General features: G+C 62.4%; 20 protein-coding genes. 12 read left to right on the top strand and 8 right to left on the bottom strand.

What is annotated here, in order from left to right; translation table 11 throughout:
- Window positions 1–36 precede the first annotated feature (36 nt).
- Genes IPM20_00125 through IPM20_00135 form a run of 3 tightly spaced genes read right to left on the bottom strand, consistent with a single transcriptional unit; the run spans window position 37 to window position 5,959 of the window.
- Window positions 37–3,186, bottom strand: a complete 3,150-nt coding sequence (locus tag IPM20_00125; GenBank protein MBK9130036.1) for an efflux RND transporter permease subunit — start codon at window positions 3,184–3,186, stop codon at window positions 37–39.
- Entirely contained in the window at window positions 3,183–4,682 is a 1,500-nt protein-coding gene (locus IPM20_00130; protein ID MBK9130037.1) for an efflux RND transporter periplasmic adaptor subunit, read from the bottom strand. Before IPM20_00130 ends, IPM20_00125 begins: the two co-directional genes overlap by 4 nt.
- Window positions 4,679–5,959: a TolC family protein gene (locus IPM20_00135; protein ID MBK9130038.1), complete on the bottom strand. Its 1,281-nt coding sequence runs from the start codon at window positions 5,957–5,959 to the stop codon at window positions 4,679–4,681. Before IPM20_00135 ends, IPM20_00130 begins: the two co-directional genes overlap by 4 nt.
- A gap of 798 nt (window positions 5,960–6,757) precedes the next feature.
- Here IPM20_00135 and IPM20_00140 point away from each other — a divergent pair.
- The gene (locus IPM20_00140; GenBank protein MBK9130039.1) at window positions 6,758–6,931 is read left to right on the top strand and encodes a hypothetical protein; all 174 of its coding nucleotides are present in this window, start codon (window positions 6,758–6,760) and stop codon (window positions 6,929–6,931) included.
- Window positions 6,932–6,997: 66 nt separating this feature from the next.
- Here IPM20_00140 and IPM20_00145 read toward each other — a convergent pair whose 3' ends face one another.
- From IPM20_00145 to IPM20_00155, 3 genes are read right to left on the bottom strand one after another with little or no spacing between them, the layout of a single operon-like run.
- On the bottom strand, window positions 6,998–7,645 hold the full coding sequence (locus IPM20_00145; GenBank protein ID MBK9130040.1) for a class I SAM-dependent methyltransferase: 648 nt from the start codon (window positions 7,643–7,645) through the stop codon (window positions 6,998–7,000).
- Between the two features lie 2 nt (window positions 7,646–7,647).
- Window positions 7,648–7,998, bottom strand: coding sequence for a DsrE family protein (locus IPM20_00150; protein ID MBK9130041.1), 351 nt, complete (start codon window positions 7,996–7,998; stop codon window positions 7,648–7,650).
- An 18-nt stretch (window positions 7,999–8,016) separates the two neighbouring features.
- Window positions 8,017–8,247, bottom strand: coding sequence for an SHOCT domain-containing protein (locus tag IPM20_00155; GenBank protein MBK9130042.1), 231 nt, complete (start codon window positions 8,245–8,247; stop codon window positions 8,017–8,019).
- 132 nt (window positions 8,248–8,379) lie between these two features.
- Between IPM20_00155 and IPM20_00160 the strand changes: the two genes are divergently transcribed.
- From IPM20_00160 to IPM20_00185, 6 genes are all read left to right on the top strand, one after another.
- The gene (locus IPM20_00160) at window positions 8,380–9,042 is read left to right on the top strand and encodes a metalloregulator ArsR/SmtB family transcription factor (GenBank protein MBK9130043.1); all 663 of its coding nucleotides are present in this window, start codon (window positions 8,380–8,382) and stop codon (window positions 9,040–9,042) included.
- A 28-nt stretch (window positions 9,043–9,070) separates the two neighbouring features.
- A complete protein-coding gene (locus tag IPM20_00165) occupies window positions 9,071–9,802 on the top strand; it encodes an MBL fold metallo-hydrolase (GenBank protein ID MBK9130044.1) in 732 nt (243 codons plus the stop codon).
- A gap of 25 nt (window positions 9,803–9,827) precedes the next feature.
- Window positions 9,828–11,132, top strand: a complete 1,305-nt coding sequence (locus tag IPM20_00170; protein ID MBK9130045.1) for an MFS transporter — start codon at window positions 9,828–9,830, stop codon at window positions 11,130–11,132.
- A 513-nt stretch (window positions 11,133–11,645) separates the two neighbouring features.
- A complete protein-coding gene (locus tag IPM20_00175) occupies window positions 11,646–11,942 on the top strand; it encodes a hypothetical protein (protein MBK9130046.1) in 297 nt (98 codons plus the stop codon).
- Between the two features lie 605 nt (window positions 11,943–12,547).
- Window positions 12,548–15,907, top strand: coding sequence for a hypothetical protein (locus tag IPM20_00180; protein ID MBK9130047.1), 3,360 nt, complete (start codon window positions 12,548–12,550; stop codon window positions 15,905–15,907).
- A 420-nt stretch (window positions 15,908–16,327) separates the two neighbouring features.
- Window positions 16,328–16,693 carry a nuclear transport factor 2 family protein gene (locus tag IPM20_00185; protein ID MBK9130048.1) on the top strand — a complete coding sequence of 122 codons (366 nt, stop codon included), beginning with the start codon at window positions 16,328–16,330 and terminating at the stop codon, window positions 16,691–16,693.
- Between the two features lie 46 nt (window positions 16,694–16,739).
- Here the strand turns inward: IPM20_00185 and IPM20_00190 are convergent, their stop codons facing one another.
- Window positions 16,740–18,524 carry a glycosyltransferase family protein gene (locus IPM20_00190; GenBank protein MBK9130049.1) on the bottom strand — a complete coding sequence of 595 codons (1,785 nt, stop codon included), beginning with the start codon at window positions 18,522–18,524 and terminating at the stop codon, window positions 16,740–16,742.
- 339 nt (window positions 18,525–18,863) lie between these two features.
- Between IPM20_00190 and IPM20_00195 the strand changes: the two genes are divergently transcribed.
- Window positions 18,864–20,447 (top strand): fused MFS/spermidine synthase, encoded by a 1,584-nt coding sequence (locus IPM20_00195; GenBank protein ID MBK9130050.1) that lies wholly within the window; start codon window positions 18,864–18,866, stop codon window positions 20,445–20,447.
- 3 nt (window positions 20,448–20,450) lie between these two features.
- On the opposite strand, the gene IPM20_00200 is transcribed toward IPM20_00195, so the two are convergent.
- Window positions 20,451–21,077, bottom strand: coding sequence for a fused MFS/spermidine synthase (locus IPM20_00200; protein ID MBK9130051.1), 627 nt, complete (start codon window positions 21,075–21,077; stop codon window positions 20,451–20,453).
- Window positions 21,078–21,229: 152 nt separating this feature from the next.
- Between IPM20_00200 and IPM20_00205 the strand changes: the two genes are divergently transcribed.
- The 4 genes from IPM20_00205 to IPM20_00220 all read left to right on the top strand — a co-directional run bounded on the left by IPM20_00205 (window position 21,230) and on the right by IPM20_00220 (window position 22,805).
- On the top strand, window positions 21,230–21,529 hold the full coding sequence (locus tag IPM20_00205) for a hypothetical protein (protein ID MBK9130052.1): 300 nt from the start codon (window positions 21,230–21,232) through the stop codon (window positions 21,527–21,529).
- A gap of 21 nt (window positions 21,530–21,550) precedes the next feature.
- A complete protein-coding gene (locus IPM20_00210) occupies window positions 21,551–21,865 on the top strand; it encodes a sulfotransferase domain-containing protein (GenBank protein MBK9130053.1) in 315 nt (104 codons plus the stop codon).
- Window positions 21,866–21,995: 130 nt separating this feature from the next.
- Entirely contained in the window at window positions 21,996–22,472 is a 477-nt protein-coding gene (locus IPM20_00215) for a hypothetical protein (GenBank protein ID MBK9130054.1), read from the top strand.
- 99 nt (window positions 22,473–22,571) lie between these two features.
- Window positions 22,572–22,805, top strand: a complete 234-nt coding sequence (locus tag IPM20_00220; protein MBK9130055.1) for a hypothetical protein — start codon at window positions 22,572–22,574, stop codon at window positions 22,803–22,805.
- Window positions 22,806–22,813: the final 8 nt, after the last annotated feature.

Consider the following 22,813-nt stretch of genomic DNA (forward strand, 5'->3'; position numbering starts at 1 on the left):
GGACAGCAGGATGGCAGTGGCAGATATCTTCACAGGTCATTCTCCTTTAGGTTTAGTTGGGCTGAATGGAAGTTGGCGGCGGCGCATCAGCCGGTATGCCGCCGGAATCACAAAGAGCGACAAAAGTGGTGCTGTTACCATACCGCCGATCATGGGTGCGGCAATGCGGCTCATGACCTCGCTGCCGGTGCCGCTGCCCCACAGGATGGGCAACAGGCCCGCGATGATCACTCCACCCGTCATGGCCAACGGTCGCACGCGCAGTACCGCCCCCCGGTGGATGGCGTCGAGCAATCCGGATTCGGTCTCAGCGCCTGCGTCGATGCGATCGAACCACGCCTGCTTGAGATACGTCAGCATGATCACGCCAAACTCGGCGGAAACGCCGGCGAGCGCGATGAAACCGACGCCGGTTGCGACCGACAGGTTAAAGCCCATCAGGTACAGGAACCATATCCCGCCGGTGAGCGCGAAGGGAAGCGTGGCCATGATAAGCACTGCCTCGTCGAAGCGGGCGAAGGTCAGATACAACAGCAGAAATATAATCAATAAGGTTGCGGGAACAACCAGCTTGAGTCGGGCATTAGCACGTTCAAGAAACTCGAATTGACCGGAGTAGGCAAGGCTAATGCCGGGCTCGAGTCGCACCTCTCGAGTTACGGCGGCACGCAGATCGGCCACGGTGGAAGCGAGATCACGGCCACGCACATCAACATAGACCCACCCATTGGGCCGCGCGTTCTCGCTCTTGAGCATAGGTGGACCGTCCGTCACCCGGATGTGCGCTACTGTTCCGAGCGTAATCTGACTGCCCACCGGGGTGACGATGGGCAGATCGATCAGGCGTTCCACCGTGTCGCGCCATTCGCGAGGATAGCGCACATTGATCGGATAACGGGCGAGACCCTCAACCGTCTCGCCGATGTTTTCGCCGCCGATCAGGCCGGCCACGACCGATTGCACGTCGGCGATGTTGAGGCCGTAGCGGGCTGCCGCCGTCCGGTCGATATCAATATCGATGTAACGCCCGCCAGTGAGACGTTCAGCCAGAGCCGATGAGACACCGGGGATGGTCTTGGCGACGCGTTCAACGTCTTGCGCAACGCGATCGATGTCAGCCAAATTGATACCGGCAATCTTGACGCCGATGGGGCTCTTGATCCCGGTGGCCAGCATATCAATGCGGTTGCGGATCGGCGGAATCCAGATATTGGTTAACCCCGGCACTTGGACAACCCGGTCCAGTTCTTCCACCAGCCGGTCCGGCGTCATCCCCGGCCGCCATTGGTCCCGGGGTTTGAACTGTATAGTAGTCTCGAACATCTCTAGCGGTGCCGGATCGGTGGCGCTCTCGGCGCGACCGGCCTTGCCGAACACGGAGACGACTTCAGGGACCGTTTTAATCATGCGATCGGTCTGTTGCAGGAGCTCGGCGGCCTTCCGGGCTGACAAGCCCGGCAGTGCGCTCGGCATGTAGAGCAGGTCACCCTCGTCAAGCGGCGGTAGAAATTCACCACCCAGCCGGCTCAGCGGCCACAATGAAGTCAGAAACACGAGCGCGGCCACAGCGAGTGTGAGTTTCGGGCGTCGGAGGACGGCTTCGAGCAGCGGACGATACAAGCGGATCAGGCCGCGGTTAAGGGGGTTGCGCGCCTCGGCCGGCAGTTTCCCGCGAATCCAATAGCCCATCAGGATCGGTATCAATGTCACCGAAATCCCGGCTGCGGCCGCCATGGCATAGGTTTTGGTGAAGGCCAGCGGGCTGAACAGGCGTCCCTCCTGCGCCTCCAGAGTAAAAACGGGAACGAAGGACAGGGTGATAATGAGCAGTGAGAAAAACAGCGCCGGACCGACTTCGACGGCGGCCTGGGTCATCACCTGCCAGTGTGCCTCGCCTTTGAGCGTCTCACCCGGATGGACGTGCTGCCAGGCCTCGACCTTCTTGTGCGCGTTCTCGATCATCACCACCGCTGCGTCGACCATCGCGCCAATCGCGATGGCGATCCCGCCCAGGGACATGATATTGGCATTGATGCCTTGGTAACGCATGACGATGAAGGCGATGAGCACGCCCAATGGCAGCGCCACGATGGCGACCAGCGATGATCTGAGATGCCACAGGAACGCCGCACACACAAGCGCAACGACGATAAATTCCTCGATAAGCTTGTGAGTGAGGTTTTCCACGGCACGGTCGATCAGCTGGCTACGGTCGTAGGTGGTGACGATCTCCACTCCCGCCGGCAGGCTGGCCTTCAGCTCGTCGAGCTTGGCCTGCACCGCCGCGATGGTCGTGCGCGGGTTCTTGCCCGAGCGTAAGATGACCACACCGCCCACCGCTTCGCCCATCCCATCCAGTTCCGCGATTCCCCGTCGCATCTCCGGGCCGAGTTGGATATGCGCCACATCCCCCAAGGTCACAGGAACGCCACCGGCGAGCGCTAGCGGGATTGCTTGGAAGTCGGCGATCGATTTGAGATAACCATTGGCGCGAACCATCAACTCGGCTTCACCCAATTCCAGAACGCCGCCGCCGGTCTCCTGATTCGCCCGGGTGATGGCGTCAATCACCTGCGCGTGGGTGATGCCGAGACTGGCGAGCTTCACCGGATCGGGTAATACCTGGTATTGCTTGACCATGCCGCCTACCGTCGCCACTTCGGCCACGTTGGGTAGCGCCTTCAATTCGAATTTTAGAAACCAGTCCTGCAGGGAGCGCAATTGCGCCAAGTCGTGCCAGCCGGTCTTGTCGATCAGCGCGTATTCATATATCCAGTCCACGCCGGTGGCGTCCGGTCCCAGCGACGACCGCGCCGTAGCCGGCAATCGTCCTTGCACCTGGTTGAGATATTCCAGCACGCGCGAGCGTGCCCAGTACAGATCGGTACCGTCCTCGAATAACACGTAGACGAAGCTGTCGCCGAAGAAGGAAAAACCGCGCACCGTCTTTGCGCCAGGCACCGAAAGCATCGTGGTGGTCAATGGGTACGTAATCTGGTTCTCGACGATCTGCGGGGCCTGACCCGGATAGCTGGTGCGAACGATGACCTGTACGTCCGAAAGATCAGGCAGCGCATCGATGGGCGTGGTTTTGACAGACCAGAGCCCCCAAGCCGCGATGAACACGGTGGCCAGCAGTACCAGGAAGCGGTTATCGACCGACCAGCGGATCAACCCGGCGATCACCGGCCGTCTCCCATTTTCTCGATCCGCTCGACGACAAGCCCGTTATCGGTCTGTCGCACACCTACGCGCACCTTATCGCCTGTCTTGAGGTCGTGTGCCAATCCAGGCCGAGCGAGCGGGAAGGTCATGGTCATGCCCGGCATGGACAGCGTCTTGAACGGACCGTGCGCCAGCGTGACTTCGTCTGTGCTGATGCCTGTGATAGTCGCGTCGGCTTCGTGCAGTGCGGCAGGTAAGGACGATTCAAATACTTCGCCTGTGTTTGCAATAATGCCGTTGAGGCTCGCCTCGGAATCCAGGAGGAATTGCCCGCTGCTAACGACCCGCTGTCCCTCGGACAGGCCCGATGCAATCATCGTCTGGCCGCCGATCTCGCGACCCAACGTCACCTCCGCCGGCATGAAGCGACCCTGATCGTCCGCCACCATTACCAGTGAACGCTTACCCGTACGAATAACGGCCTCGGTCGGAACTGCGAGCGCTGTATCATCGGAAGACGTATCCAGGCTGACCTGGGCTGAGAGTCCGGGGCGCAGGTGGCCGTCCGGGTTGAACAGCTCGATGCGTATTCGGAGGCTGCGACTCCCGTCGTTAAGCACAGGTAGGATCGTGGTCACCCGTCCGTTCAGAGCTTGGCCTGGAATACTCGTCAGGTATATCACGGCATTGCTGCCGATTTGCACGTCGCCCGCCCGTGCCTCCGGTACCGCCACGTCAAGCCAGACCGTGGCCAGACCATTGATACGCGCCAGTGTCTGACCGGTCGTCAGGGTCATACCGGTGCGTACATCGAGTGATTGAATGACGCCGTCGATCGGAGCATCTATCCGGAAGATCGAACGCGGCGTGCCGTCGTGTTCGATCGTATGGATCTGTTCATCACTCATTCCCACGAGATGCAGGCGCTCGCGTGCTATCGCGAGCAGCGTCCCATTGCCCGAGGACTTGGCCGCAAGAAACTCGTGTTGTGCCGCCGCCCAGGCGGGCACCAGCACCTCGGCCAGCGGCTGCCCGGCCTCGATCACATCACCGGGGGCCAAGGGCCACACCCGCTCGACGAAGCCTTCCGCGCGGCTTTGCACCACGGCCACGTCGCGCTCGTTGTAGCCGATGATGCCGGTTGCATCCACTTGCGAGGCGAGCGGAACGCGCGCCACGGTCGCGAGCCGCATGCCGAGATTCTGCGCCATGGCGGGATCGATCTTTACTCCGGTTGGTTCGCCTTTCTCGCTGGCGTACTTGGGAACCAGCGCCATATCCATGAACGGTGATTTCCCCGGCTTGTCGAAATGCTGTTGCGGATACATGGGGTCGTACCAGTACAGCACCTTGTTTGCGCTGGTGGATGTAACGGCGGCCTCGTTGCCTACGGTGACCGACTCCGGCCCGGCCGCTTGTTTTGCCCACCACCAACCGCCCGCCGCGCCCAGGGATATCAGCACGGCGCCAGTGGTGATTGTCCTCAGAGTTTTCTTGAAAGAAGGCGACCGATTCATGGGTTTGCTCCTGTGTCGCCGTACGCGTAGTGCAGGCGCGCCGCCAGTTGCGCACGCTCACCTTCGAGGGCGATGATCTTGAGTTCGGTATCGATGCGTTCAATTCGGGCAGTCACGACGTCTGCCAGACTGCCCTTGTTGCCGCGCCAAGCCGCTGTGGCAAGACTGATTTTTTCATCAGTCAACGGCAGCAACACCTCGCGTTGGCGCCGGACCGCGCTCGAGAGCCTCTGATATTCGGCCAGATCCCCTTCCAGCATGGCGGTATGCTCGCGCAATACGGCCTCGCGCTCGGCATCAAGGGATTCTCGTTCGGCGCGCCGCGCAGCGACCTGGGGATCCAGGCGCGAGCCGGGAAACAGTGGCAGATCCACGCTCACCTGCAGCATGGCCATGTCGCCGAATTCCGGACCGCGCTTCTGGTAAGCCAGTTCCAATGCCCAGTCCGGCCGTTCGCCGGCGCGCGCCTCGGCGATCTGCGCATCCAGCATTCCCGCTTGGGGGTCGAACAGCTCGAGTTCCGGGTGCCGATGCAGGCCGTGCGCCAGTGTTTCCCGTGTAATCGGCCAATCGGGTGCGGTGCCCGTGACGGGGAAGTCGGCCGCGGCGCCGACCCAACGCCGGAGGGCGGCAATGGCCTGTGCACGGCGGGCGAGCAACTCATCCCGTCGTTCGTCGATCAGGGCGGCTTCCTGCCGGACCGTGACCGCGTCCGTCATCATACCCGTACCCGCTGCCAACTGTGCACGTACGGCCTCATCGAGCAGGTGATTTTGATCGACCAAGGCGTCGATGCGCGTCAATTGCCGCTCTACTGTATCGCGGGCAATCCAGGCCGTCGCTGTCTCCCGCACTACGGTCAGCCGTGTGATGCGCGTTTGTGCCTCGGCGATCTGCACCTGCGCCCGCGCTGCCGCTACCCGCGCCTCGCGCTTGGCATGATTGGGAAACTCCTGCATCAGCCCGATCCGCCGCATCGTCATAAAATCCTGAGTCAGGCTATAGCGGTCCGGGCCCTCGATCGGCAAGTTGTCTACTCCCAGTTCAAGCCTGGGTTCGGGCAATTCGCCGGCCGGGATGGCGGCCTGCTTTGCGGCGTCAACTTGAGCTGCATTCACGGCGACAGCGGGAGCCTCGCGTATAGCCCGGGCCAAGGCGTCGTCAAAAGAAAGTGTGTCGGCGCTACCAACGCTGGGAAAGACTACCAGCAAGGTCAGCAGACCAACATGACAGATTGAACATCGCCGCCAATGGGCAGCGCATTTGAAAAGATACATGGTCCAACTCCATTCGAGGGTGGCGCGACGCACGCGCCGGCATCCGTGATTCAGTGAGTCACGGTTCTCGAGATCTCAGCCGGGAGTCAGATCGGGGTGGGAGGTCGCCAGACGCCGAAGGCGCCGAAGGAGTAAGTGGATATCTCAGACCGCGTAAAGTGCATGGCCTGTATGGGTATTGCGGAGGAGTAATTCAGAGTTGATGTCGAATAATGGCTGCCGGAGGAACAATCCTGACCAGCTTTGCATATTTTGCCGGTCTTCGCGGCCGTGTCGGCATCATTGCAGCAATCTTGCATAGCCGACGCGACCATTGTATTGCCAGATGCCATCTGCTCCATGGGGCAGGGTGTCATGGTTACGACTATACCCGCGACACCCTGGAGCGGGATCGTGAGACAGAGTAAGTAGAACAAGAACAGGCGTAGTCGAAACATATCTTTATATATCGTCGGGAACCGCGCTTATGTTAGCTCTAACCGTACAATGAAACAACCCAATCAGCATCCATGATGTCTCTGTGATTACCGGACCGGTTCGCAAGTGACAGTTCTGTATTCGCTTTGTCGGGCCAAACTGAACTACTACGAGTTACGCAGATCTGTGGAAGATGGTTATTTAGTTAGGTTCCTTCGGGAGCCATTGCCCGGGCCGACGTTTTAAGTCGCGACGTTTATTGATCGACGTGAACGTAATCATTAACCCTATTTGGGAGCCTGTATCATTGGCGAGTGTGTTCCGTGGACAGATGGGAATGCCGATCACGTCGAGATTGCGGATTATCATTAGGAGGCCGACATGAAGAAGACGCTGCGTAACATTCACCCCGGCGAGGTGCTGCTTGAGGAGTTTCTGAAGCCGATGGAAATCAGCCAGAATGCCTTGGCGCGATCGGCGTGCCGCTGCGGCTGGCGCGGGCGACGGGGATGTCAGAGCAGTTCTGGATGGGTTTGTAGGCGGATTACAATCTGAAAGAGGCAAGGCTGGCAGCAGCGGATGATATCCGCAAGGTGCGCCCGTTGGCCGCATGAGGCCGAGTCAACCTTCTGATTGACGCAGCACCACGGCGAGAAAGCCTCCCCAAGGGAGCCGATTCGACAGGCACAGTTCGGCGGATCGCGCGACGGGATTCTCGCCTGGAAAGAAGACGGCCGAACGAATCTCCGTTTGCAGATGCGGATTGATCCTGGCAATCCATCGCCGGATATCCTCGCTGCCGTCCCAGCGTGCATTCAGGTAACCGCCCCGCCCGTACTTCTGCCGATACAACCGGCTGTGGCGATTGAGCAAACCCAGCATGATGCTGCGGCGGGCGATGCGCAGCATCTCGCGCAGCGCGCGCACCGGATCGTCGATGAAGCACAGGCTGGTGATGGCAGCGCAATGATCAAATGAGCCATCCGCAAAGGGCAGTGCCAATGCATCGCCCTGCAGGTAATCGATGCCGCCGTCTTGTCCCACTGCGAAGGCGAGCATCGCTTCGTCAGGATCGATGCCGGTGATGCTCAGGCCGGCCGCAGCAAAGCGACGGCTGAAATATCCGGTGCCGCAGCCGACGTCGAGCAGGCTCGCATGGTGCGTCGGGCGCATCATGCGCATCAGAAGCGTGAACTCGCGGTCGGCGATCCAGGCGCCGCGTGAGGTGTGATACCAGGCTTCATAAGCCTGCGGATCATATCCCGGCATGGTCAGAAGACGAGCACCTTGTCAGCCTCGGCCGTCCAGGAAGCGAGTGCGGCGAGTGTCGAGCGCTGCGCGCCTTCAGCGAGATCCGCGTCGGTGAAGCCGCGCGCATCGAGGCAGGTCCCGCAGACGCCGATCTCGCTGTGCCGGGTGATCTTTCCCAACATTAGCTGTACATTGTAATAACCTTCCGGGACCTTCTGTCCGGCTTTGGCGCAGGCGACCGAATCACCCAGCAGGAAGAGCCGGACCTCATGTCCGTCCTTGGCGGCGAGGGCGCCTGCGAGGCGCAGGGCATTGTAAGCGCGCTCATTGCCATATGGCGCATCGTTGAGGATGAAGAGGATCTTCGCCATTTCATATCTCCTTTTCGGTTAGCCTTGAAGGTCGCGCTTCTTTTGTTCGTACTCGTCGCGGCCGATCTCACCGCGGGCATAGCGTTCCCGCAGGATTTCCAGCGGCGTCTTCTCGCGTGGCTCGCCCCGTGACGAAACCATCCACTTCACCAGCGCCGCGATGCCGAGGATGACCAGGCCCCAGAAGATCAGCATGAACAGCCACCCGAAGCCCATGCCCCAGCCAAAATTTCCAATGTCTCCCATCATATCGTTTCCCTCCACGTGCCGTTCCGGTCGGTCGGGCCGCCGGCGACGGTAAATCGGGTCCTGGCAGTTTGACAAGGCGATTATAAACGAATAGTCTAAAGACCGTTAGAATATAGTCGGAGATCGAGTTCAGTGCACGAATCTCGCCGGATCAAGAACTCGCTGTATGACCAGGTTGCCCGAATCGGTAAAGCCGTCTCCAGCCCCAAGCGGCTGGAGCTGATCGAGCTGCTTTGTCAGGGCGAGAAGGGCGTCGAGCAGCTGGCCGATGAAGCGGATATGTCGATCAAGCTGGCCAGCGCCCATCTCAAGGAGCTGCGCCAGGCGCGGCTGGTGGAGGCGCGGCGCGATGGCCGGCAGATGATTTATCGGTTGACGGACGATCAGGTCGCCGGATTGTGGGTCGCCCTGCGCGCCTGCGCCGAGGAACGCCTGTCGGAGTTGCGCGAGGCGATCGAGACTGCGGTTTCCCATCCGCAGGAACTGGCGGCGGTGAGCGGCAAGGCGTTGCTGCAACAGGCACGGCGCGGCGAGGTGACGGTGATCGATGTTCGACCCGCCAGTGAATATGAAGCCGCGCATCTGCCGTTTGCCCGCTCGATCCCGTTGCCCGAGCTCAAGAAGCGCCTGCAGGAGCTGCCCGCCGATCGGCCGGTCGTAGCCTATTGCCGGGGGCCGTTCTGCCTGATGGCGAAGGATGCCGTGGCGCTGTTGAACAAGAAGGGTTTCAAGGCCGTGCGCCTCGATGACGGCGTCGCAGAATGGCGCGCCCAAGGGCTGCCCCTGGCCCGGTGACGGTGAAGGTAATACCAGGAGGTTGACGATGTTCTTCAGGCAACTGGCGACGAAGGAGGCATCCCTGTCCTATCTGTTCGGCTGCGGCGGCAAGGGCAAGGCCGTGGCTATCGACGTGGTCGCGGGCGACGAACCGTGGTTCATCGAGGAAGCAGCCCGCCAAAATGTCACCATCACGCACGTCATCGACACCCACGTGCATGCGGACCATTACTCGGGCGGGCGGAGTCTCGCGATGCGGATCGGCGCGCCCTACTGTCTGCACGAAAGTAACCTGGGTCGCGTCCAATTTGCGTTTCATCCGCTGAAAGACGGTGACATCATCGAGGTGGGTAATGTGATGATCGAGGTGATGCACACCCCGGGTCACACGCCGGACAGCATCTGCCTGCTGGTCACTGACCGTCGTCGCGGCGAGGCGCCGTGGTTCGTGGTGACGGGCGACAGCCTGTTTGTCGGGGCCATCGGCCGGCCCGATCTGGCTGGCAAGGAAACGGAGATGGCGGCGCAGCTCTACGACTGCCTGCACGCCAGGCTCCTCAAGCTGCCGGACGAGGTTGAACTTTATCCAGGTCATCAGGCCGGCAGCGTCTGTGGCGCCGGGATCTCAGGGAAGCCATCGTCGACCCTCGGCTTCGAGAGGCGCTGGAACCCGGCGCTGTCGATGGGCAAGGCCGAATTCGTCGAATACCTCACGCGCGATATACCGCCGCGGCCGGCGGAGATGGACGGGATCGTCGCGGCGAATCTCGGCGTTTGAGCCGCAGGACGGCGTAGGCGTTCCCATGCCCTACCAGGAGATGATCCAGGACTATCGCTTCGGCATCCGTGACAATCTTGTGCAGTTCTCGCATCAGCTGATCCAGGTCTTCCTGGTCGGGCTGACGCTTGGAACGGTGCGCACCGTGGTACCGGCCCTGGCGGAGAGCGAGTTCGGTGTGCCCCAGGGATCCTTCATGCTGCTGATGGCCTTTGTCGTGGCGTTCGGGTTCGTCAAGGGGGCCATGAATTTCGCCGCCGGGCGGCTCTCGGAACGCCTGGGCCGCAAGACGGTGCTGCTGCTCGGCTGGGCACTGGCACTGCCGGTCCCGTTCATGATCCTCTATGCGTCGACCTGGAGCTGGATCGTCGCGGCTACGATCCTGCTCGGCGTCAACCAGGGTCTCACTTGGTCCATGACCCAGACCGCCAAGCTGGATATCACCCGTCCCGATCAGCGCGGCCTTACGATCGGTTTCAACGAGTTCTCGGGTTACCTCGGCGTTGCGGTGGCCGGGATCGTGACGGGTTACATGGCGGCTGCGTTCGGTCCGCGTAACGGCCTGCTTATCTTCGGACTCGCGGTGATCGTCGCCGCTCTGTTACTGACGGCAGTCTGGGTAAAGGAGACCCTGCATTGGGCCAGGGCGGAAGGTGCACGACACGCCGCAGGGCATGTAACTGGACCCAAGCCGCGTTTCCCCCGCAATATCTCCGACACACCGGCGACTTGGGAGGTATTCACCCTCATGTCGTGGCGCGACAGACGCATGTTCGCGTTCAGCCAGGCAGGGCTGGTCGAGAAGTTCGTCGATGCCCTGGTCTGGGTGTTCTATCCGGTCTTCCTATATCAGCAAGGCCTGAGTCTCGCGGCAATCGGCTGGGTGGTCGGTGTCTACGGCTTCGTCTGGGGTGGCGCCCAATTCTTCACCGGCAAGCTCTCAGATCATATCGGCCGGCGCTGGCCTAATATCCTCGGCATGTGGATCTGCGGCGGCGGTGTGGGTCTGACATTGCTCGGTGACGGGGCAGGGTGGTGGTCTTTCTCCGCCGCCGTGACCGGCTTCGGCATGGCGCTGCTCTATCCCAATCTATCCGCCGCCGTCGCTGATATTGCCCATCCCAACTGGCGCGGCTCGGCGATCGGGATCTATCGCTTCTGGCGCGATTTGGGCTACGGCATCGGCGCGCTGGTGCTCGGCTTGGCCTCCCAAGTCACTGGGGCGTTGAGTACCGGTTTCTGGATCGTTGCCGTAGCGATGTTTCTGTCGGGGCTGGTGTTGCTGGTCTGGGGGGAAGAGACTCATCCGAGGTTAAATCCTGCGCCTTGATCATCCGCTCACCCTGATCGACGCGAATCTGAAACAGCGCAGCAGGGCCGGAGGTGATTGCTGCGAGAGGAAAGCGAGACTTTTGATGACATGTGCAATTGCGGAATAAGGTCCAATCCCCTTGGGGACGCCAATTAAATCAGTCAGTTACAGTTTTTCTCCCTTGGCGTGTCCAGAGTGGCTGTATTTCGCGCTGCCTGTTTGGCACATACTCCTCCCCGTGGTGGCCACGGGACACCGCCGCCCTCCTTATCAGTATTCAGCATCGTGAGCCAGTATGTCTCGGCTGGACGTTTGTCTGAAGCATTGGGGCACGCTCGAAGAACACTAAGAACATAGAGAGTCAGCGTCGATGCCACTTACCACGGTGCAAGGCAAAGTGTCGGGATATCGCAGCGATACTACCCTAAGTTCAATTGACATGAGCACGCCAATGCGAGCGTTAACGTGAAACGCTCGTCCACGTTCCGAATCGGTAACAGGTAGGTCAGCGCAAAGTTCCAACCCAACCTTATGGATGGCGATCTGGTGACGGCGGCCGGTGTGGATGGCCCGGAACTCAGTCTGAAAGCGGTTCGAAACGAAACGACCCACGTGATCTATTTCGAGCCGCACATTTCACCCCGCAATTGCTACCTGCTGATGGCGGCGCCGCTCACATTTTGGCTGTTACCGTCCGAATTATTCTGGGGGTTATTGCTGACCACCGGCTGGCTATTTCCACTGGTCGGCTATTATTCATTGCGTAAGGGTCAGCCGGCACGAAACGCCGTCAGCCTCGTCGAGGCGTTGCCGCGCGCCACGGAATGACATACCAGGGCGCTTGCGCCGCTGCCATCTCCCGCCAAAAGGGCGCCTTAATCCGCAGGCGTCGAGAACAGGGTCTCTTGCGGACGCCATCCCGTGATCTGACGAGACCCTGTCAATCCCGGCCAGGTTTGATCCGGCCGCGGTCGTCGTACCGGACGGAATTGTCCTGATGATCCGGTGCGTTAGCATACTCCGGCGGTTTTTTCTTTCCGTATGATCCCGAAGTGTTTCCTGGGGGCGGGTTTCGGCGCGGCACGGATGAAATTGTGCCCGTACACGCCCGGTGCCGGAACTCGGCCCAGTCCTCTGCGGTCAGATTCCTTGTGTCGGCGTACGACGAATCCTTCGGTCGCCGGAGTGATCGCGCCTGGGGACGATTGCGGGGATGCCGCCGGCCGGGTATCGCGTATCGGGCAGTCTCCACACGACCATTTCGTCATGGCTGGCCATCGATAAGGTTCCGCAGCCTGGGTCATCGGATCGGCGGCGCTTGTTTATCGTGTAATATAGAACACCGACTTCAAGACTTCAGTCGATTCTTTACTGAAAGACATGAAGTTGGCGCTGACGTTTACAACAACTTCTTAAAATAAAGATAGCCTTCCATGACCAGCCTGCTCATTCGATGCGTTACGGTGATGTCCCTGCTCTCCCTGGCTGCCTGCGGCGGCGGCGGAGGAGGCGGCGGTGATGAAAAGACGTCTTTTACCGTCGGTGGTACGGTCAGTGGCCTCGTCGGCACGGTCCAATTGCAGAACAACGGCGGCGACACCCTGTCGCGCTCCGCCAACGGCCGCTTCACCTTTGCGACGGCGCTTGCCGATGGCGATGACTTCGATGTGACGGTGCTGACCCAGCCCAGCAGCCCCAACCAGACCTGTGTGGTCGGCAACGGGTCGGGAACGGTCGACGGCGACGACATCACCGGCATCACGGTCAGCTGTACCACCAATGCCTATGCCATCGGCGGTACGATCGGCGGGCTCATCGGCACGGTGGAGCTGCAGAACAACGGCGGCGATACCCTGTCGCGTTCTGCAAACGGCGGTTTCACGTTTGCGACGGGGATTGCCGACGGCGCCGCCTACGACGTCACCGTGGTGACGCAACCGAGCGGACCGAGCCAGACCTGTGTCGCCGCCAATGCCACGGGCACGGTCAGCGGTTCCGCCGTCACGGACGTCGACGTGACCTGTGTCACCAATACCTACACGATCGGCGGCACGATCAGCGGCCTCGCCGCCAGCACCACGATCGTGCTGCAGAACAACAGCGGCGACGCGCTGTCGCGTTCCGCCAACGGCGGCTTTACCTTTCCGACGGCCGTCGCCGACGGCTCCGCCTACAACGTCACGGTGCAGACCCAGCCGGCGGGGCAGGTCTGTACGGTGTCGAACGGTTCCGGCACGCTCGCGGGAGTGGGGATCACGGGCATAAATGTCACCTGCGTCACGGCCTACACGGTCGGGGGCACGATCAGCGGACTCGACGGCACGGTCACCTTGCAGAATAACGGCGGCGATGACCTTCCGGTATCGATCGACGGCAGCTTCACCTTCGTAACAGGAGTCGCCAACGGCGGCGCCTACGACGTCACCGTGCTTGCGCAGCCGACCGGCCCCAATCAGACCTGTGTCCCCGCGAGTAATTCCGGCACGGTCAACGGGGCGAATGTCGCCAGCATAACGATCACCTGCACCACCAACACCTATGCGATCGGCGGCGCGGTCAGCGGGCTCAGCGGTACGGTGACCCTGCGGAATAATGGCGGTGACGATCTGACGCTCAACGCCGACGGCAGTTTCACCTTTCCCGTGGAGATTACTGACGGCACCGCGTACGCCGTGACGGTGCTCACCCAGCCCGCGGATCAGATCTGCACGGTGTCGAACGGCAGCGGCACGCTCGGCGGGGCGGACGTGACCGATGTGGCTGTGGCTTGCATCAACAGCTACTCCGTCGGCGGCACGGTCAGCGGCCTGATCGGCACGGTCCAGTTGCAGAACAACGGCGGCGACACGCTGTCGGTGTCTGCCAACGGCCTCTTCACTTTCACCACGGCGCTCGCCGACGGCGCCAGCTACAGCGTGACCGTGCTGTCCCAGCCCACGGGCCAGGTCTGCGCCGTCTCGAACGGTACCGGGGTGCTCAGCGGCGCGGACGTCACCGGCATCCTCGTCGACTGCGCGCCCGTCCTGAATATGAGTATCCAGGGTATCAAGACCTTCCGTTTCACCTGGACGGATACCGTTGGCGAGACCGAGTATCGTCTGCTGGAGGACCCGGACGGCAGCACGGGCTATTCCCAGATCGATACTCTCGCCGCCGATACTGTCATCCATGACCTGGAGGTCTTCCTGCCGGGTCGGGTCAACGCCCGCTATATCCTGCAGGCCTGCAACGGTGGGGATTGTGTGGATTCGGCGCCGGTCAATGTCAGCGGGACGCTGGAGGCGGCGGTCGGCTATGTCAAGGCCTCGAATACAAACGCATCCGATAACTTCGGGTCCGCGCTCGCCCTGTCCAGTAACGGCACTACGCTCGCCGTGGGTGCGCCCAATGAAGACACCGGGGCGGCCAATTCGGGAGCGGTCTATGTCTTCACCAAATCGGGCAGCACATGGTCCCAGCAGGCCTTTATTCAGGCCTCGAACGCCCAGGCCTCGGATTTCTTCGGCACTGCGCTGGCGCTCTCCGGCGACGGTAATACTCTGGCCGTGGGCGCGCCGGGAGAAAGCAGCGCGGCAACGGGAATCAATGGTAACGAAGCAGACAACTCGGCGTCCAATTCAGGCGCGGCCTATGTGTTTACGAGATCGGCCGGCAACTGGACACAGCAGGCCTATCTGAAGGCCTCGAACACCGAGACCGGGGACAGGTTCGGGATTGTGCTGGCGCTCTCCGCCGATGGTGACACCCTGGCGGTCGCCGCAATCGGGGAAGACAGTGCGGCCACCGATATCGATTCGCCAAACGATACGGAGAATTGTATCACGCCGTTTTCCCAGACCAACTGCGCCGAGGGAAGCGGCGCCGTCTACGTCTTTACGCGCTCGGCTGGCACCTGGTCCCATCAGGCCTACGTCAAGGCTTCGAATACGCAGCCGTCCGCCACAGACTCCGGGGGCGAGATAATTTCCACCGGCGAGAATTTCGGCAACGCGCTCGCGCTCTCCGAGAACGGGAATACCCTGGCGGTCGGCGCGTGGCATGAATCCGGTGAGTTGGGAGGCATAAACCCGGCCCCGACTCTTTATAACAAGGCATTTTCCGGGGCGGCCTATGTGTTTGTACGCGACAACGTTACATGGTCGCAGCAAGCCTATCTCAAGGCTTTCCGGACGGATCCTGTTGACGAGTTCGGATATGCAGTAGCGCTCTCTGCCGATGGCAACACGCTGGCCGTCGGCGCAGATGGCGAAGACAGCAAGGTGCCCGGTATCAATGTCCCCAATGCTGATCTGAACAATGAAGGCCAGTTGTCTGGCGCCGCCTATGTATTCACCCGTTCCGGGACGGATTGGTCGCAGGAGGCCTATATCAAGGCCTCGAATACCGAGTCAAATACATCTGCGCGGGACTTCTTCGGGAGAGCGGTAGCGCTGTCCGCCGATGGCGCTACGCTGGCCGTGGGAGCGCCAGGGGAGGATAGTCTGGCGGTGGGCATCAATGGCAACCAGGCCGATAATGCGGCGGCGACGGTGTGCGACACCCCCACCCTCCGGGAGATATGCGCAGGCGCCGCCTATGTGTTTACCCGCGGCATTGGCGGCTGGTCCCAGCAAGCCTATGTCAAGGCCTCGAATACCGAGGCGTTGGATGGATTCGGGAACGCGCTGGCGCTCTCCGGCGACGGTGCGACCCTGGCGGCCGCGGCCACGTTGGAGGATGGTGCGTCCACCGACATCGGTGGCGATCAGACAAATAACGGCGCCGCGGATGCCGGCGCAGTCTATCTGTACTGAGGGGGTATACTCCGCGGCGGCTTCGATGCGGTAGCCTCCCTCGATCGTCCGCGGTGAATACGGCCGTGCCCGGCAGGATCGCCGTCAGCGCGGTGCATTGGGAAGACCATTGGAATTCCCGGTGCTTTACTTCCGCCTTCCGGCACCGGTGTCTGCAAAAGTCCCGCCCTATCAGAACGAATTGCATCGATCGTCCGGTCGTTAGGCCCGAGCACGGCGCCACGGTCCTCATCGTTCGTCACGACCGGCGAGATCGCGCCTGCTGTTTCACCACAAGCGGTCTGTGCGCGCAGGGGAGGCGGAATCAGTCATTGTCCGATCTGCCGATGTCTGACAGGGCGGGGTATTTAGCCAATGTTTGGCGCGGTGCCTCGTCGGCGCGATAATAGGGCCAGACTTCAGCATTGCAGGGGATACCCAATGAGTCAGGCCGATGCATCCTCGATCCTGCGGGAATTTCTCGACGCCCAGGCCGGACGTGATTTTACGCGGGCGCGCGCCTGCCTGTCGGAACGCGGCTTTATCTATTCCAGCCCGCTTTCGGTATTCAACGACCCGGACGCGTTCATCGACGACATCTCCCGCCTCGGCTGCATCCTGGAAAAGCTCCAGATCCGGCGCACCTTCGCCGATGGAGCGGAGGCGTGCGTCATGATGAATATCAAGGTACGCATGGCGGAGCTGAGTTCGATAGACGTGGCCATGTGGGCCTCCGTGCAAGGCGGCAGGATCGTCTCGATGGAGGCGTTTTTCGACGGGCGGAAATACGACGCCCTGTTCGAGTGATCCTCCGGGTGCCGCCGTTGGGACCTGAGACGGCGATCCGGGCCGATCAGTGGGATGAAGATCGCGTGGATCCGGCCTGCCGGAGAAATTCTCCCAGCGCCGCGGCGGCTTTCGAGACCGGATCATTCCAGTCATGGATGCGCGTCTGCCGGAACAGGCGCGCGGTCGGATACCATGGGCTGTCCTCGCGCTGCAGCATCCAGCGCCAGTCGGGATCGGACGGCAGCAGTATCCACACCGGTTTCCCCAGCGCGCCGGCGAGATGGGCGACGGAGGTGTCGACGGTGATGACGAGGTCGAGGCCAGCGATCAGCGCGGCGGTGTCGGCATAGTCGCGCAGGTGTTCGCCGTAGTGCCGGAGCACGGGCGTTGATGCCAGAAACTGCCGGTCTTCCTCCCGGACTTCCTTCTGCAGGCTGATGAAGTCGGCACCGCTGGTGAACAGCGGAGCGAGTTCCGCGAGGCGGATCGAGCGGTTCATATCGTTGCGATGCGCGGGGCGCCCCGACCATGCCAGACCCACGCGCGGGGTGTTCGTTTCGCCAAGCCTGGTACGCCAGGCGGCGGCCTCCGACGGATCCGCGCTCAGATAGGGAATGTCCGCCGGTATGGACGCCAGTCCCGTGCCGAGTGCGAGCGGCAGGCTCATCAGCGGGCAATGCAAGTCGAACGGCGGCGGTGGATCGCCTTGCGCGATGACCCGCGCGGGTCCGGCGAGCCGGGTCAGCAGGGAGCGCAGCGGGGGCTGTACCTGCAGGATCACGCGCGCGCCGCGATCCGCGACGAGGCGGGCGTAGCGGCAGAACTGCAGGGTGTCGCCGTATCCCTGTTCGGCATGGAGCAGGAGGGTCCTGCCGGCGAGGTCCTCGCGCCCGAGCCACAGCGGTTGCGGGAAGGCCGGCGCCGCCTCCGCGTCGTTCGCCTTCCAGCGCCATTCGTATTCCGTCCAGCCGCGGGCGAAATCGCCGTGCAGCAGCCGATGGAGGGCGATGCAGTAGTGCGCCTCGGGGTGGTCGGGCCGCAGCGCGAGCACACGCTCGAAGCTGGCCAGCGCCTCATCGCGCCGGCCAAGGGCGTCGAGCACGATGCCGCGATTGAGCCAGGCCTCGGCATAGTCCGGTTTCAGCGCCAGCACGCGTTCATAATCGGGCAGGGCCTCCCCGGGCCGGTTCAGTTCGCGCAGGATGTTTCCCCGGTTGTTCCAGGCCTCGACATAGCCGGGATGGGCGGAGAGCGCACGGGTGTAGCTCGCAAGGGCTTCCTCGCTGCGTCCGAGTTTGCGCAGCGCATTGCCACGATTGAAGTGTGCCGGGGCGAGCTCCGGCTTGAGCGCCGCGGCCCGCTCATAGGCGGCCAATGCCTCGTCCGTGCGCGCCAGGGAGTCGAGTGTATTGCCGCGATTGAGCCAGGCCTCGGCGTAGCCGGGTTTCAGCGCGAGCGCCCGTTCATACGCGGCCAGTGCCTCCCGCGGCCGGCCCAGTGTCTGCAGGATCACGCCGCGGTTGAAATGGATCTCGGCGGCGTCGGGCTGAAGTGCGAGCGCCTGATCCATGCTCGCCAGCGCCTCTTCGTATCGCCGCATCGCGATCAGCACGTTGCCCCGGTTGCAGATCACATTGACGGAGTTCGGATTGACCGCGAGCGCGCGCTGGAGCAGGCGCAGGGACTCCTCGCCGCGGCCGGCCTGATACTCGAGCAAGGCGAGCATGCACAGCGCATCGAAGTGATCCGGGTCGGCCTGCAGGATGTCGCGATACAGGGCGGCCGCCTGAGGCAACTGGCCCGCGTGATGCAGCGTCTGTGCCTGCCGGAATGTCTCCAGGGTATTCACGGGCGGTGCCTGTCGCAGGCGCGGTGTCGTCCGCCGGCTGCTCGCCCCGGGATGCCGCGGGAGAATGCCGCGGCGGGAGCGATGAGTGTGGTCTGCTCGAGGTTCAGCATGATCCTGTGGGCGGATGTCCCGGTTCATTGGGGATCAGGACATGCGGGTTTGCGCTGCAGGGATCCCGACGTCTGATCGTCCATATGTTAAGGTCTGCCGTGCTAGTATAGCCACTGGTTTTCAGGGGCCGCCTCGATCGGGGCGGCGCGGCCGACAGGCGGGCGATGGTAGCGGCATGATGGGCGAAGGCGCCGAATCGAAGACGGCTTCCAGGCGCAGGGGGTGTGCGTGAAGGCTGGAGAGCTAACCACTGCGCCGCGCGCGCCGTGGCTGCTGCTGACGCTGGCATTCACCGAAGGCGCGGCCGTGATGGTCGCGGAGCTCGTTGGCGCCAAGATGCTCGCCCCCCTCTACGGCAACTCGCTGTATGTCTGGGGCGCGACTATCGGCGTTACGCTGGTCAGCCTGACCCTCGGCTATTATCTGGGCGGTCTGCTGTCATACCGCCGTCGGCGCATTGAGATCGTATTCTGGTTCATGCTGGTCGCGGCGTTTCTCGTCGCGCTCATGCCGACGCTCGCGCACAAGCTCATGACCGTGCTCGAAGGCATGGGCGCGGTCAGGGCGATCCTGCTGGTGACGTCGCTCTATTTGCTGCCACCCCTGCTGCTGCTCGGGGCGACGACGCCGCTGATCATCTCGATCCTGTCGCGCGATGTGGCGGATGCCGGCCGGGTGGCGGGCACGGTCTACGCCGTGTCGACCGTGGGCGGCATCTTGGGCACCTTCGCGGCGGGCTTTTACCTGATGCCGGCGTTCGGGCTGGCGCGGACGGCGATGGCCGGCGGTATCGTGCTCGCGCTCCTGCCCTTCATCCTGTTGCTGCGCATCAGGCAGTATCCGGCCTTGCTGTATCCGCTTGGCCTCGCCTTGCTGTTCCTGCCCGGCGCTGCGGAAAAACCGCATCCGGGTGTCAGGGTGCTCTATCAATCCGAGGGCCTGCTGGGTCAGCTCAAGGTGGTGGATATCTCCTATACCGATCCCGGCACCCGTACCCACAGAAACGACCGGATCCTGTTCGTCAACCGCGCGGGCCAGACCTGGGTCAACCTCGACACCGGGGAAGCGGTCTGGGACTACATGCGTTACCTGAAGACCGTCGGCAGCCTGTTGCCGCCGGGCGCGCGCGTGCTGCTGCTTGGCCTCGGGGGGGGCGTGACGGCGCGCAATATGCAGGCGATCGGGCACAGTGTCGACAGCGTGGAACTCGATCCGCGCATTCCGGAGGTCGCGCGCCGCTATTTCGGCCTCGCGCCCGACAGCACCGTGATCGTCGATGACGGTCGCCATCACTTGCGCAACACCCGTCAGCGTTACGACCTGATCGTCTTCGATGTCTACCAGGCCGAGATTCCGCCGGCCCATCTGCTGACGGTGGAAACGTTCCGCGATCTGCAGCAGCGGCTTAACCCCGGCGGGTTCGTCGTCATCAGCTATACCGGATTTCTCACCGGCTCGACCGGCTATGGCGCGAGATCCATCTACAGGACACTGCTCGAGGCTGGTTACACGGTTAACCTGATTCCGACCGGGGCGAGAGAGGACGCGCGCAACAATATCTACATCGCGACGCTCGGCGCAATCGATTTCAGCCGGCCGCGCGTGCCGCTCGTCGTGGAGGGCCGCGTGCAGGCCCTGCCGGATCTGTTCGTCGATCCCGCCCTGCTCGACCTGGATCAGGCCATGGTGCTGCGCGACGACCGGCCAATCCTCGAGAAGCTCAACCTGGAGGCTGCCGCGATCTGGCGCGCGGGTTATTACCGGACCTTTACCCGACCCTTTCTCGATATGGGCATTCCCCTGTTCGAATAGGGTTCACCCTGACTGCCCGGTGAGTCGTCGTTCGAGGCCGGAGAAGTATACCAACGGGAAGACCGCCAGCACCGCTGCCGTGAACAGCAGGCTCTCCCGCATCCCGATGTCGGGGATGGCGTAGAAGGCAACCCCATAGGTGGCGAGGATCCCGCCCACGGTCGACACCGCGTAGACCGTTCCGGTGGCGTGTCCGATCTTGCTGTCGTGACCGGTCACCAGGCGGATGATGAGCGGCGAGACCATGCCGAAGCAGATCAGCGGGGGAAACAGGAACACCAGACAGGACAGGGTGATGCCCCAGCGCAGATCGAGTCCCAGCGTCGCCGTCATCACCAGGCGGGCGCTCCAGGGCATCAGCATGACCAGCACGGCCGATGCCAGCATGATCAGGTACAGGGTGCGCTTGCAGGGGAAGCGCCGCGAGACGAGACCGCCGAGGAAATAGCCCGTGGTGAGTCCGCCCAGGGTCAGCGCCAGCACCGCCGCCCACACATAGAGCGAGTTGCCGTAGAAGGGACCGATGAGTTTGGCGCCGGTGATCTCGACGGCCATGACCGCGCCCCCCTCGACGAAGGAAACGATGAACAAAAACCAGGATGACGACAGCGAGTGACGCGTCTGTTCCATGGTGTCCGGGGTTCAGTTGGGGATGCGGGTCTCGACGGCGGTCAGGCCGCCGGTACACGTGCTGGCGCCATTTAAGCAAATTTTCCGCCGCCTCGCCAGCCTCGCCCGTGCTAACCTTGTCATCAGGATTCGGTCCGTGGTCTTGATCGCTCATGCAAAAGCGCCTCGTCATGCTGGCGTCCTATCCCCGTAGCGGGAACACCTATCCCCGCACGATACTCTGGCATTGTTTCAAGTTACCCTCCGCGAGTGTCTATCAGCAGGACCTGCTGGGCGCCCGGTCGCTGGAAAAATACGTCGGCCACGTCGAGGTCGCCCCGGGCGAGTTGCAGAACTGGCCGGGGAAAAAGGGGATACAGGCGGTCAAAACGCACAAGTATCCGGTGGATGACACGCCGGCGATCTGGGTGCGGGGGGGGGGCTGCGGGGGGGAAGTTATCAACGGAAGGTGACGAGCGGGGGGCCCGGCGCATCTGTATGGCACCTGGGCGGATCACCTGTCGGCCTGGCGTCCGTGGGAACGTGCCGACACGCTGTTGCTGCGTTACGAGGACATGACTTCGAATCTGCCATTCGTGCTGGAGGAGATCAGTCGCTATCTTGGACTCAGGATCCTTTCGCACACGGTGCCCGAGCGGGACCGGATCGCCGATATCGCCCTGATCTGGGTCAGAAGACAAACCGACTGGCGCGAAAGCATCACCCAGAGTCAGCTTGAACTGTTCGAAAGAGTCAACGGGGCCATGATGGGCAGGATGGGATACGGTTCATCCGGAGACCCTGTCTGAAGGTGGGCGAATGACGGCCCGGCCGGGGTCGCTAGGTATGTCCCTATGATGCCTGCTAGAATAGCCACGCCGGATCGAACGGCGAAGCCGGGTTACATGCTTCAGCGGATTGTGAAGGGATGGGCAAGCGATGAAACAGATTTCCGGGTTTAACTGCCGCGCCTTGGTGATGTTGACGATGGCCGCATTGCTGCTGAGCGGTTGTGCTTCCACGCTGTCCGGGGAATCCTACTCCCGCGACGAGGCGCGCCGGACGCAGCAGGTGCAGATCGGCGTGGTTGAATTCGTACGCCCCGTCGTCATAGAAGGCACCAAGACACCGATCGGGGCCGGGGCGGGCGCCATTATCGGCGGCATCGCCGGAGGCGCGGTGGGCGAGGGCCGTGGCAGCGCGATTAGTTCGGTGCTGGGTTCGGTGGCCGGCGGTCTCGCGGGCGCGGCGGTGGAAGAACAGGCCACCAAGCGGCAGGGTGTTGAAGTCACCGTGCGGCTGGAGAGCGGCAAGGTCATCGCGATTGTTCAGGAAGAGACGCCGAACGAAACCTTCACCGTCGGAGAGCGCGTGCGCGTGCTGTCCGTCGGCGGCACCACTCGCGTCAGCCACTGAATCGTCGAGCGCCGCTGGGCAGCGGGGCCAGCAGCACTGTATTGAGGCGGGCTGAAGGTTCCCGCCCGACCGTATCGTGTCCACGAACAGGGAGCGAATATGGCAAAGCATGGGCCTGTACACGTCGGCGCACCGGATTCCGAGGCGCGCACCTCTCCGATCTATGACCGCTCTCCCGAGCAGTTCATGTCTCCCGATCTGGAACTGGAGGAGGGCTGCTGCTACTTCAACAACGTGCAGTACGCCCTGGGTGAGTATGTCTGCAGCGGTGATGATCTGCTCCGCTGCGAAGACCGTGGCATCTGGGTGCGCGAAGGGGTGTGTCCGCGCTAGCCGGCGCG

It is taken from the genome of Gammaproteobacteria bacterium (assembly GCA_016716465.1).
Classification (GTDB): Bacteria; Pseudomonadota; Gammaproteobacteria; order SZUA-140; family SZUA-140; genus JADJWH01.